Here is a 12770-nt window from a genome sequence, read left to right on the forward strand (position 1 = left end):
TATGTCGCATCCAGCAAGAAATTAATTCATGAGCTGCGTCAATAATATGTATCCATCACTGTGAATACATATTAAAAACAAAGCCTTATCTTACGCCATTTTCACTTTACATCGAAATAAAGAAAAGAGAGAAGAAAATATAAACGCTTGCAAACAACATCAAGATGTTGCTTATCAAGTGCATGTATTTTACTTTTTTAAGATTATAGAACACAATTCCCAGAAGATAAAAAACAGCACCCAAAATCAGCATACTCAAGCTTCGCACAGAAAGCGCATTGTACAGATGTCGCACTGCCAAAAATCCAGAGAATCCAGAAATTGAATACAATACAACGTTTAATTTTGCGAACCGGTTTCCCGAAATTGCATAAAACATAATTCCCACAAAGACAATTCCCCAAACGATTCCAAACAAAATCCAGCCGAAAAGCCCTTGTATTTTTGTGATTGTATAGACGCTGTAGCCAAATCCGATGATTAAAAATGCCCAGATATGAGAAAGTCTTTTAAAAACTTCTTTTGCTGTAAAATTTGGAATCGCATGATGTAACAATGAAAAAAGATACATCAAAATCATCGCTGCGCCAAACAAAGAGTAGAACACAATCGTGATATTTATATATTCATGAAGTTTTGAAACAGCAATAGTATCTAAGATAGCAGTTGCCGCAATAAACAATGCAACTCCAATCCCCTGAACAATTGAACTTCCAATCTCTTCGCTTAAAGTCAGATGACGTTCTTTTTTAGAATCTTCAATGCGGCGTTTCTCGGCAGCAATGCGTTTTTCGGCAAGTCGTTTAGCCCGTTCGTTTTTAGCATAATCTGAAGCCGCATACTTTGCCTTGAGGCGTTCCGGATCTTCAGCGTATTGCAGATTGACCTCTCGGACAGCATTTTCATAATCGTTTTTAAGCTGCTTAATGCGCACTCTCTTCTTTTTTTTCAAAGATTTTAATGTTGATCTGCGCACTGCTTTTTCAGCGATTTCATCCTGTCTAGACATATGTAACCTCTTAATTTTTGTTTAATATACTACACAATGACATTATTTGTCAATTTTGTCGACGATACAATTCGTAAAGAAAAATGCCTGCCGCAACAGAAACGTTAAGGCTGTCAATTTTTCCGCATGTTGGAATTGAAACAATAGAATCACATTTTTTTGCAAGCAACTGAGATATGCCCGTCCCTTCGCTTCCCATTATTATGCAAGTTTTTTCTGGAAACTCTATTTTCCCAAGAGATTCTCCGCCGGCATCTGCCCCGTAAATCCAAAATCCGGAATCTTTAAGGCGTTCAACAGCCCTGACAAGGTTGTTTACAACAGAGAGCGGAACCCAAGCGCTCGAACCGGCACTCGTGCGACCGATAACTTCGTTTCCTGCGATATCGCTTACACTGTTGTGCTCAGGGACAACTACAAGGCTTACCCCGAATTGGTCACAGCTGCGGATGATTGCACCAATGTTGTGCGGATCTGTTATGCAATCAAGGACGACAACTGTCTGTCGCCCTTTTTGATTAGAAAAAATCCGCAAAATCTGATCAAAATCTACAATATTTGAAGTTTTTGCATCATCTTTGCTAAGTTCAACAGTCATCACAATTCCGCGATGGTCTCGCAGAGGCTCTTCAAGAGAAGAGACAAGTTGATTGAGCTTTTTATCATCAACTTGTTCAAAAAGGATATGGGCTTTTCCTGCTTCTGCAAGAATTTTTTTTACTCTTGGACCCTGCTTGCTGAAATAAATATGGGCGCCTTGAGAATTCTGATTAACAGAGACGGCTTTCACTTTTTCTTCGATGGAATGGAAGCCTGTTATAATTTTTGTCATTATTTATATAAACCCTCAGAACAGAAATTATCGTCCGCAACACTGCTTGTATTTTTTCCCGGAGCCACATGGACACGGATCATTTCGTCCCACCTTAGCACCGACTCGTTTTACAGTTGTCGGAATGACATTGCCTGCAACGTATTTCCAGTCACCGTCAATATTTCTGAACAAAGAAATTTCGTGATGAATATCGTGCATATTGTGCAGAGTGTAATCGACTTTAAATTCTACAACAGCTTCGTTTTCTTTTTCACCCTTTTCAGTGCGCAAAATCGTAAGCCCATTCCACGTAGCCTGTTTTGACCAGTCTTCTGTCGCCTTACGATCAACTTCACCTATTCCTTCTCCTTCTTCACAAGAATTAATGATGTAATCAATCTCGTGCTTTACATAAGAAGAGTAACGTGCACGCATACAAGCTTCTGCGGTTGGAGCTTTCACAGTTCCCTTAATAATCGGTTCACAGCATTCACTGTATTTTTTCCCTGAACCACAAGGACATAAATCGTTATTTATACTCATACTTCGATATTTTAATGAATTTATACAAATATGTCACTTAGCGAAAGTTTTGCAGGGGCGAGAATACACGACCTTTTCAAATTAAAGCGCTGCTACGGATTTCTAAAACTGAAGTAAAGTTTCAAACAATTATCACGGCTATAACGCTTTTAATCATTTCTCCGATAATAAATCTATGAAGAAAATTATTTTTGCATCAGTTTGCTTTTTTGTTTTTGCTGCTGTTTGCCCGGCTCGTGGAAAATCAGATAAATTGGAAGAATTGCCGGAAAATACGGAACCGGGTGAACTTCCGGTTTCTTCTGAAAATGAGGGCTTTGAAATTCCTCCGGAAGAAAAAGGAAAACATCAAGAACCCATGACCCCTTTGTATACATTCAAATCTCCGGAAGGCAACCCCGTGCGATTGCAGGAAAGCTGGGGTTATGTTATGCAATCACGTTCAAACGAATACAATCGGTCGATTCCTTTGACAGACGTGTGTTTTTTTGCAGCCGAAATAAACTGTTACGGAGAATTGGTCGGCGTTCCAAAGCGTTCAAGCCTCGACATCGGAAAAGCGCGAAGCCACCTTGTAATTGTCTGCGAAAGTAAATCGCTGACTCACTTTGTGCTTTCTCAAAAATATGATGTGCGCATGAAAATTATCAAGCAGATTGTAAAAGCGGCGGACGCTTACGACGGCGTCCAAATTGATTTTGAATTGGTCCCTGCCAGAGACAAAAAAGCCTTCATTTCGTTTTTAGCAGATTTAAGATATATGCTCGGAAAAGAAAAATGGTTCAGCGTGTGCGTCCCTGCCCGCTTTAAACTTTTACAAGAAGATGTTTACCCTTACTCTCAAATTGCAACTTACTGTGATCGCATTTTTGTCATGGCATACGATGAACACTGGAGCAACGGAGTTCCAGGCCCTGTTGCATCAGCGGAATTCTGCAAAAAAATAGTGAACTATGCAAAACAGGCAATCCCTGAAAAAAAACTGATAATAGGATTGCCATTTTACGGAAGAACGTGGGCAAATGAAACAACGGCAGGGGCTTGGTATTACAGCGGAGCAAACAGAATAATGACAGAACACAAAGTAACGGAAGTGAAATACGAAGACGGCATTCCTGCATTCAAATACACGACAGAAGTAGAAGTTACAGGCTATATTAACGATGCGTATTCGGTTGTCAATCTTGCGCGAATATATGAAAACGCCGGCATAAAAAAGATGGGTTTTTGGCGAATTGGACAAGAAGATCCGTCTGTCTGGGATTGGTTTAAAGTACGAGGATTCCCCAACAACTGATTTTCAGCACGCTAATTCAAAGCTGAATGACTGCAACTGATTTTTTCAAATATTGCTACATGGCTTTCTTTTCACTAAAATGTTATTAAAAGTGTCTGCGGAACACAAAAAATAAGTTTGCATTCACATTTTAAACTCATTTTTTCAGGACAGAGCTATGATTTTTTCACCGATCGAAATTCAAGAAACTGTAAACATGTTCATGCGTCAAAAGCTGGATATTCGCTGTATTACGATGGGAATTTCACTTCTAGACTGTGCAGATTCGGACTCTGCACGAGCTTGCAGCAAGATTTATGACAAAATTATGAAAAAAGCTGAAAACCTCGTAAAAACCGGGCAAGAAATCGAAAAAGAATTTGGAGTTCCAATCATCAATAAACGTATTTCGGTAACTCCGATTTCTCTTGTAGCCGGAGCTAGCGAGGCAAAAAACTATGTTCCATACATCAAAATTCTAGACAGATGCGCCCACGAGCTTGGAGTAAATTTCATCGGCGGATTTTCGGCTCTTGTACAAAAAGGCATCACTCCTGCCGACAAAATTTTAATCGATTCAATTCCTGAAGGGCTTGCGTCAACACAATGCGTCTGCGCTTCTGTAAACGTTGGCTCCACAAAATCAGGCATAAACATGGATGCCGTAAAACTGATGGGCGAGACAATCGTAAAAACAGCCGAAGTTTCAAAGAACTGCGAGGTAAACGGATGTGCAAAACTCGTAGTTTTTTGCAATGCTCCGGAAGACAACCCCTTTATGGCAGGAGCTTTCCACGGGCCTGGAGAAGGAGACTGCGTAATCAATGTCGGAGTTTCTGGACCAGGCGTTATTCTAGCGGCCGCAAAAGAATACAAAGGACAGCCTATCAACGTGCTTGCTGACGGCATAAAAAAGATGGCATTTAAAATCACAAGGATGGGTCAGCTTGTCGGCTCGGAAGCTGCAAAGCGTCTCGGAGTAGATTTTGGTATTCTTGATCTATCCCTAGCTCCAACTCCTGCTGTTGGAGACTCCGTTGCCCGCATTTTGGAAGAAATTGGACTTGAAGGCGCTGGCGCACCCGGAACAACTGCCGCTCTCGCAATGTTGACCGATATGGTAAAAAAAGGCGGAGTTATGGCAAGTACAAATGTCGGAGGTTTGAGCGGTGCATTTATCCCGGTTTCTGAAGACGAAGGCATGATCGAAGCTGCGACAAAAGGTTCTATCAGCCTTGAAAAACTAGAGGCGATGACAACAGTTTGCTCCGTCGGGCTCGATATGATTGCAATTCCGGGAGATACCCCTGCCGCAACAATTTCCGGGATTCTCGCCGATGAATTTGCAATTGGAATGGTAAACAATAAGACGACAGCATGCCGACTCATTCCCGCTCCCGGAAAAAAGGCCGGAGATTGGGTTGAATTCGGGGGATTACTCGGAGGATGCCCTGTTATGCCTGTCAACAAATTCAGCTGTGCAGAATTCATAAACCGCGGCGGACGGATTCCGGCTCCGATACATTCTTTCCGTAACTGATGAAGATTATACATGCAGAAAAACATCATTTCCCTGCTCTCGAAAATTTCCTTAAACCGCACGAGGAAAAATGTATGTTCCTTGCGTCTAATGTGAGGCAAAAGTCAGACAAAATCCGGATAATCACAGACAATTTATCTGACGGACGCGAATTTTCAAGCACACAAATTATCGGCGTTCTTTATATCGAAAGCTCTATCTTCCACTGCATTCCAAACTTTGAAAATTTAGATAGGAAAGAACTGAGTTTGTTGCTTGGAGATGCCGTTGGCAGATGTAAAATAAAATGCGTCAGCGGAGAAAAATCAGGCACAGAATTTTTGATTGAACTTCTAAAAGAAAACATCGGAGAGCCTTATCAAATAAACAATTACAGTCTTATGACTTGCCAATCGCCAGCTCAGCCTACCGAACCGCTTTTCAACGACGACACAATAATCCGCTGCACAGAAAATGATATCGACAATCTTTATGATTTGCAGAAAGGTTATTTGACAGAGGAAGTTGTTCCACACTGCAAACCTCATTGTAAAAAAGTCACAGATGCTGAGGTAAAAATCATACTTAGAAAGATACTGAAGACTCAGTTTTGCTTGGCGTTGATAAGCGATGGAACTGCAGTTGCAAAAGCGAACACAAACGCCATCGGCTGGAACTGCATTCAGATTGGCGGCGTTTACACTTCTCCTCTTTTCCGCCGAAACGGATATGCAGCTAAGCTGATTGCAAAAATCTGCCAGCGAGCCGCAAAGGTCGGAAAAAAATCAGTTCTTTTTGTGCGAGACATCAACGTTTCTGCATTTAAGCTTTACAAAACCCTAAATTTTCAAGAATCAGGGCTTTATGAGATTGCTTATTTTAATTAGCTTGATTTTTTATCACCGGAGTTTCCTGAAAATTCAACATCGCAAATCTTCGCCTGCAATCGAAAAAAATCACACAAGTGCGTACTTCTGCCAACGTTTACTTTTCCACCTTAACAGCATTACAATCCCACGTGTAGTTTCGTCAGTTCCAATTCCAATCCAAAATCCCGCAAGACCTAATCCCATCTTTAACCCAAGTATGTAACTTCCAAAAACCATGATTCCCCACATTGAAATAATTCCATACAAAACAGGAAATTTCACATCACCGGCACCTTTTAAAGCACCGACATAGATAAGATTCAGAGAGCGTCCGAATTCTATGTAAACGGAAAGAATCAAAAGCGTAGTTACCATGCTATAAACTTCTTCGATATCAGTAAACATTCTTATGACAGGGTTCTTTGCAATGTTGACAACAACAATCATAACCATTGAGCAGACTGTTGCAATAAGCTGATATTTGAAAACTTTTTTGTAAGCAACATCACTTTGGCGAGCTCCAACGTAATATCCTGTTTTAATCTGCGTAGCCTGACCAACTGCTGAAGCAACTGAAAAAACAAATCGCACGATTGTCATTGTGTAAACTTCGGCAGAAATCGCATTTGTTCCAAGAGTTGAAACCATAGCCATAATGACAATTTGGCTCACATTGTATGAAAGGCTCTCTCCTGCGGTCGGAACTCCTACCGAGAGAACGAGTTTGTAACTCTGCAACGGAACTTTTGTAATTCCATGTATATGAAGCTCAACATCTTTTCGGCGGCGAATAAAGAAATTAAAAAGTATGCATGAAGCAATCATCGAGATGCCGCTTGCCCATGCAACGCCCTTTACCCCGAATACGGGAAGCCCGAACCAGCCGTAAAGAGAAAGCGCATTTCCCACTACGTTGATGAAATTCGCAACAAGAGAGACAATCATCGCTTCATTTGTATAACCGTAACTTCGTAGAATTGCACCTTGCAATAAACTGAATGCATTGAAAAAGCAGCAGATTCCGCCATAAATTATAAAATACTGCCAAGCGTATTCTCTGACAGAATCTTCAAGTTCATAGCAATTTAATAGAGGACGAGTTCCAAATATTACAGCAAAAGTCAAAACAAGAGAAATTATAGAAACCATTATTGCACTCGCTTGCGCAATGTGGTTTAATTCTTCTTTTGATTTTCCCGCCCCAATGTATTGTGCTAAAACTATTGAACAACCAGTCCCGATTACCGCAAATATGAGATTCAAAAAGAACACATATTGACTCACAAGCCCGACCGCTGCAACTGCGGCGTTGCTGTAAGAGCTGAGCATAAAAGTGTCAGCAGAAGAAACAAGGATACGAAAAAACAGTTCCATGGCGATTGGGAATGTTAGCTTTAACATTGACAATGCACCACGATTTTTTATTTGAACCATAGCCTGATAATATAATGCTTTTAATGTGTTTTATAATACTCGCGACAGAATATATCCGATAAAAACTCCGAGAGGAATTATAATGACAAGCAATAAAAAACGCAGAAGATGATTCGGTTTTTTGTCATTTTTATCATCAAGTTTTACTTCATACAATGTTTTGTCATCTTCATCCTTGACTTTTATTTTTTTGTTAATTGCCATTTTTTTGTCTCCGACTTTATATTAGCTCTTTTGTGATATGAAAACAAGAAGATTGTTTTTTATAAAATATACGCTGTCAATTGCATAAAGCATCGTCATGCAACACAGTTCCTCAAAAGTAGAGGAGTTTCTACAATGATTTTCATTATTTGACATTAAAATGTATATTATGGTATAATTTTTCTATATGTCAAAAACACAAAAAGTGATGAAGAAATACGAGAAACAGTTCGCATCCAATGTAACAAGCGGGTTTGGTTCTTTTATTAGAACGACTGGGAATGTTTTTGTTCGTATTTTTAAATTTTTTGACAATAAGCTCACAATAATGATTGTTCCTCATTCTCAGAGTAAGGTGATAAACTTTCAAACAAATGTTTTTGCCTTGTGCTTGGGAACTCTTCTGACTCTCGGAATCTTTGCGTCTTTTTTCTATTACAGCAGACGTTCCCTTTCGGCAAACATGGAGATTTCGGCTTTAACAGAACAGAACAGGGAAACTCTTGCAAGCCTCGACCAACTCCGAGATGAAAACACAAACCTTTTTCAAGCTGCCAAAAGATTCCAGACTTCTCTATCGCAAAGTCTTTCATTGCTCGGAATTGATCAGTCGGACAACAATTCTGTTTCCACAAACTCAAACAGCGACCTTGCCTCTCTATTCTCTTCAACGGAAGTGGCACAGGGAACTTCACGAGAAGTTGCAGATGTAAAAGAGCTTACAAATTACCTCGAAGATGCTGTAAAACCGATTGAACAGATTGGAAAAATGCTTAAAACTCAGCAAAATCTCTTTACAGAGATTCCAAGTATTTCCCCTGTAAAAAATCCTAACTATCATATTTCAATGCCTTTTGGTCCTAACATTCACCCGTTGAACGGCAACTGGTACATCCACAAAGGAATAGACTTTTCTACATGGCGTTCTGGAGACGCTGTTTTAGCGACGGCGTCAGGACAAGTTGTCACAGTCGGATTTGACAACAGTTTCGGTAATCAGATTGTTATAAAACACAGTCACGGTATGTACACTCGTTATGCTCACTTAAACTCGATGCGCGTAAAAAAAGGACAAATAGTTGCTCAAGGCGAAGTGATTGGAACAATTGGTAACACAGGTGTTTCAACCGGACCTCACCTTCACTATGAAGTTCACATCGGTTCTGACGTAGTTGATCCGCAAAAATACATCAACATCAACTTTGCAAAATAAGTTTGCCCACGGGATTATAAAATAAAATTATGGCTTTACGAATTGACGATATTTCCATCAACACGCTAATCGGAAACGGTTCTGCAATTTCCGGAGATATAAAAGTAAACGGATTTGTCCGTATAGACGGAGATATTGACGGAAATCTTGAAACAGACGGAAATGTAATTGTTGGCGAAAAAGCACGGATACGCGGAAACGTAAAGGCAAAATCGATAATTGTAGGTGGAATCATCATCGGGGATTTAAACGCTGTTGAAAGTGTAAAACTCCTATCTGAATCGGCTGTAATCGGGGATATTCTTTCTCATAAAGTTCAAATTGACGACAAGTCCATATTTCATGGGCACTGCATTTCTATTAAAAATGAAGATTCATACAACAAAACCTCTGAAGAATATTTACAGTCAAAAGCGATAAAAGCAAAGGTCTCTTTTTAATGGCAGAAATCGATCCTTTAAGTACAAATTATTATTACACAGGCGTTCAAAATGCTGCAAATGAAAAGATAAAAAACAACAAAGCAAAGGAAGAAGTTTCTAAAACCCGTCGTTCAAAATTTTCCGATTTATTAAAGGCAGAAAACGAAGCAAGCTCAGATTTTAAAGCAAACTCGCTTCCCTCGGAAATCGCCGAGTTATCTTTAGACGATGCTGTTGTCTATTTAAAAGATGCCGTAGACAATGCGGGAAATGCGCTTGCAGAAAACGTTACTCGAGAAAATATCGACAATTTTAAAAATAAAGTTCGTCAATTCATCACTTTTGTTGTAGAAAACAATTTTGAAGTAAATGCAAAGAGAAAAATGAGAAACGGAAAAGTGCTGATGGAACCTTCGCGAACTAATTTTTTTTCTAACTACGCTCTTCCGCCTCATCAATCAACTCCAAAAGTAAAAATCGAAATATTAAATGAAAAATTAGACGAGTTGACGAGAGAAACTCTTTCCACACAAGCAAACAATATGAAAATCCTTGCGCAGATAGATGAAATAAAAGGGCTTATTGTAGACTTGATAAGTTCATAAAACGTGAGGTATAATAAAAAACGTATGAGTGATATTTTTGAATCAGACATCGAAAGCGAAAATGATAATTTATCAACTCTAGAAGACAGTGACATTAATGTTGCAGAATCTGAAAACATAGTATTTGATTATCCGCTTTATCATATAAAATTAGATTATTCCTGTGAAACAGTTTATGCAAAGACTCCCGACAACAAAATAAAACTTTCCGCAGGTGATTATGTTATACTTCCGACTCGCTATGGGAAAGACATGGCTCGCGTTCTCGGCATTTCTAAAAAACCTATTGGAATAAAGCAATCAGATATTGTGACAATCGATCGAAAGGCAACCGATAGCGATTTAAAAAAACGGCAAGAGCTTATAAAAAAAGAAAAAGAAGCTTTCCCGATTTTTAAAGGAAAAGTCGCTTACTTAAAGCTCGATATGAAACTCATCGAAGTTCACTTTTTATTTGACGAGCCAAAAGCACTGTTTTTCTTCAGTTCAGATAACCGCGTAGACTTTCGAGAGCTTGTAAAAGACCTCGTTTCAGTATTTAAAATGCGCATTGAACTGCGCCAAATTGGAGTTCGAGACGAAGCTCGAATAACGGGAGGGCTAGGTGTTTGTGGACGGTCTTTTTGCTGCCATTGCGTTTCTGATAAACTCCGTCCGGTCTCTATAAAAATGGCAAAAGACCAGAACCTTTCTCTTAATTCAATGAAGATATCCGGTCAGTGCGGAAGACTTTTATGCTGTCTTTCTTACGAATATGACTGGTACAATGAAGCTCGCAAAAAGCTACCGAGTGAAGGAATCAAATTGTTTTACGATGGGACTGATTTTAGAATTACTGAAGTCAACCCTCTGACTTGCATGGTAAAAATGACAGGAGACGATGGGCGCCTGCTCGAAGTCAACGCTAGCCGATTTTATAAAGAAAACAATCGCTGGAAAATCAATTAATATCCGGTTTTCCATCAGTTTTAAGCCTCAGTTATCGAACTACACTCAGTTAGCGAACAAATAGACTACTTTCATAAAATTCAGTAAAATAATTTTGTATGAAAGCTACAAAAACTTTAATTTCTACCCTGCGTGAAGCTCCAAACGACGCAGTTATCGCAAGCCATCAGCTGATGATGCGCTCCGGCCTTATAAGAAAACTTGGAAACGGACTTTATGCATATATGCCGCTCGGCTACCGTTCTTTCATGAAAGTTCAAAAAATCATAAGAGAAGAATTAGACAACGCTGGGCTTCTTGAAATAAAACCAACTGTGATTCAGCCAGGAGATTTGTGGCGCGAGTCTGGACGCTGGGATAAAATGTCTGGCGAAATGTTGACAGCGCAAAACCGTCAGGGACAAGATATGGTCGTTTCTCCAACTGCGGAGGAAGCTTTTACTGCGCTTGTTCGAGACGGACTTTCTTCATATAAGCAATTACCTTTCACTCTTTATCAGATAAATACAAAGTATCGCGATGAAATTCGTCCTCGTTACGGAGTAATGCGAGGTCGCGAATTTACGATGATGGACGCTTACTCGTTCGACAAAGACCAAGAAGATTTGAATGCATCTTATGACAATGTTGCTGCCGCTTATCATCGTATTTTTAAAAGAATGGGACTTTCTACAATTTCTGTAAAAGCAGATACTGGTTCTATGGGCGGTTCCGGCTCCGAAGAATTTATGGTCGAAAGCCCTGTCGGAGATGATACTCTTCTTCTTTGTCCAAAATGCAGTTACGCAGCAAACGTCGAAAAGGCAGCGTGCCAAACGGAGATTCCTCTCAACAGCGAAGGAAAGCCGCAGGTAAAAACAGACCTCCCTATTGAGGAAATCGCCACTCCAAATGTTTTCAGCATTGAAGATATGGAAAAATTCTTCGGTGAAAAATCGACAACATTCCTCAAAGCACTTGTTTACAAAGTTTACAACTGCGCCTTAGACCTTTCAAAAAATGAGTTTTATAAAAATACAAAAACTGTTACAGAAGGCGGCATCTCGTACATTCCTGAAACATTCTTCTGCGTGCTTATCCGCGGAGACCTTGATGTAAACGAAACAAAGCTTGCGGCAGAGCTCAAATCGAGCGAGGCTGAGCTTGCAAACGATGAAGATGTTTTAAAATATTCGGGAGTTCCACACGGATTTGTTGGTCCGGTTGGAATTAAAATCCCAGTGATTGCAGATAAGTCAACTGTAGATATGCACGATTGTATTGCAGGTGCCGGTAAAACCGGATTCCACCTAAAACACGTTGAACCAGGCAGAGACTTCACTCCTTTTATGACGGCAGATGTCCGCACTTGTAAAGAGGGAGACAAATGCCCTGATTGCGGCGGAACATTCTACATGAAAAAAGGCAATGAGCTTGGTCACATCTTTAAGCTTGGCACAAAATATACAAAATCTATGAACGTAACTTACCTCGACGTAAGCGGAAAACCTGTCACGCCTCTCATGGGCTGTTACGGAATTGGAGTTGACAGAACTCTTGCGTCTATCATTGAAGGACACAACGATGATAAAGGTATTGTTTGGCCTATGACTGTGGCGCCTTATCATGTTGCCGTCATACCGATTCAGTACAAAGATAAAATGAAAGAGGTCGCAGACAAAATATATTCCGAGTTGAACGCAGAAGGAATCGACGTGATTCTTGATGACAGAAATGAACGGCCTGGAGTAAAATTTACAGACTCTGAACTCATCGGTTACCCTGTACGCATAGTTGTAGGAGATAAAAATCTTCCGAACGTAGAAGTAAAAATGCGCAATAAGGACGAAGCAAATCTCATTCCTTTTGAAGAAGCCTCTGCAAAAGTTGCCGAATATGTTCGTGAAGAACTTAAAAAACTCAATAAATAATTTT

At 39.9% G+C, this 12770-nt stretch carries 13 protein-coding genes; 8 read left to right on the forward strand and 5 right to left on the reverse strand.

The window, feature by feature from the left end; all coding sequences use genetic code 11:
* Positions 1 to 106 precede the first annotated feature (106 nt).
* Genes trhA through H9I37_RS00995 form a run of 3 tightly spaced genes read right to left on the reverse strand, consistent with a single transcriptional unit; the run spans position 107 to position 2366 of the window.
* A complete protein-coding gene (gene trhA / locus H9I37_RS00985) occupies positions 107 to 1009 on the reverse strand; it encodes a PAQR family membrane homeostasis protein TrhA (protein ID WP_187380619.1) in 903 nt (300 codons plus the stop codon).
* A gap of 49 nt (positions 1010 to 1058) precedes the next feature.
* Complete coding sequence (gene rlmB, locus H9I37_RS00990) at positions 1059 to 1841, reverse strand: 23S rRNA (guanosine(2251)-2'-O)-methyltransferase RlmB (RefSeq protein WP_187380620.1); 783 nt, start codon at positions 1839 to 1841, stop codon at positions 1059 to 1061.
* 27 nt (positions 1842 to 1868) lie between these two features.
* Positions 1869 to 2366 carry a YchJ family protein gene (locus H9I37_RS00995; RefSeq protein ID WP_187380622.1) on the reverse strand — a complete coding sequence of 166 codons (498 nt, stop codon included), beginning with the start codon at positions 2364 to 2366 and terminating at the stop codon, positions 1869 to 1871.
* Between the two features lie 175 nt (positions 2367 to 2541).
* Between H9I37_RS00995 and H9I37_RS01000 the strand changes: the two genes are divergently transcribed.
* The 3 genes from H9I37_RS01000 to H9I37_RS01010 all read left to right on the forward strand — a co-directional run bounded on the left by H9I37_RS01000 (position 2542) and on the right by H9I37_RS01010 (position 6048).
* Positions 2542 to 3663, forward strand: a complete 1122-nt coding sequence (locus H9I37_RS01000; RefSeq protein WP_187380624.1) for a glycosyl hydrolase family 18 protein — start codon at positions 2542 to 2544, stop codon at positions 3661 to 3663.
* A gap of 157 nt (positions 3664 to 3820) precedes the next feature.
* Positions 3821 to 5182: a PFL family protein gene (locus H9I37_RS01005; protein WP_187380625.1), complete on the forward strand. Its 1362-nt coding sequence runs from the start codon at positions 3821 to 3823 to the stop codon at positions 5180 to 5182.
* Entirely contained in the window at positions 5182 to 6048 is an 867-nt protein-coding gene (locus H9I37_RS01010) for a GNAT family N-acetyltransferase (RefSeq protein WP_187380626.1), read from the forward strand. The genes H9I37_RS01005 and H9I37_RS01010 overlap by 1 nt, the downstream gene beginning before the upstream one ends.
* A gap of 69 nt (positions 6049 to 6117) precedes the next feature.
* Here H9I37_RS01010 and H9I37_RS01015 read toward each other — a convergent pair whose 3' ends face one another.
* Both H9I37_RS01015 and H9I37_RS01020 read right to left on the reverse strand, forming a co-directional pair.
* Complete coding sequence (locus tag H9I37_RS01015) at positions 6118 to 7464, reverse strand: MATE family efflux transporter (protein ID WP_187380628.1); 1347 nt, start codon at positions 7462 to 7464, stop codon at positions 6118 to 6120.
* 30 nt (positions 7465 to 7494) lie between these two features.
* The gene (locus H9I37_RS01020) at positions 7495 to 7668 is read right to left on the reverse strand and encodes a hypothetical protein (protein ID WP_187380629.1); all 174 of its coding nucleotides are present in this window, start codon (positions 7666 to 7668) and stop codon (positions 7495 to 7497) included.
* 187 nt (positions 7669 to 7855) lie between these two features.
* Here H9I37_RS01020 and H9I37_RS01025 point away from each other — a divergent pair, with 187 nt between their 5' ends.
* The 5 genes from H9I37_RS01025 (at position 7856) to H9I37_RS01045 (ending at position 12766) form a co-directional block, all read left to right on the forward strand.
* Entirely contained in the window at positions 7856 to 8881 is a 1026-nt protein-coding gene (locus tag H9I37_RS01025) for a M23 family metallopeptidase (protein ID WP_187380631.1), read from the forward strand.
* Between the two features lie 29 nt (positions 8882 to 8910).
* The gene (locus H9I37_RS01030; protein ID WP_187380632.1) at positions 8911 to 9321 is read left to right on the forward strand and encodes a bactofilin family protein; all 411 of its coding nucleotides are present in this window, start codon (positions 8911 to 8913) and stop codon (positions 9319 to 9321) included.
* The gene (locus H9I37_RS01035; RefSeq protein ID WP_187380634.1) at positions 9321 to 9908 is read left to right on the forward strand and encodes a YaaR family protein; all 588 of its coding nucleotides are present in this window, start codon (positions 9321 to 9323) and stop codon (positions 9906 to 9908) included. The genes H9I37_RS01030 and H9I37_RS01035 overlap by 1 nt, the downstream gene beginning before the upstream one ends.
* A 24-nt stretch (positions 9909 to 9932) precedes the next feature.
* A complete protein-coding gene (gene ricT / locus H9I37_RS01040) occupies positions 9933 to 10856 on the forward strand; it encodes a regulatory iron-sulfur-containing complex subunit RicT (RefSeq protein ID WP_187380635.1) in 924 nt (307 codons plus the stop codon).
* A 98-nt stretch (positions 10857 to 10954) separates the two neighbouring features.
* Entirely contained in the window at positions 10955 to 12766 is a 1812-nt protein-coding gene (locus tag H9I37_RS01045; RefSeq protein WP_187380637.1) for a proline--tRNA ligase, read from the forward strand.
* Positions 12767 to 12770 lie beyond the last annotated feature (4 nt).

Source organism: Treponema sp. Marseille-Q3903 (genome assembly GCF_014334335.1).
GTDB lineage: Bacteria > Spirochaetota > Spirochaetia > Treponematales > Treponemataceae > Treponema_D.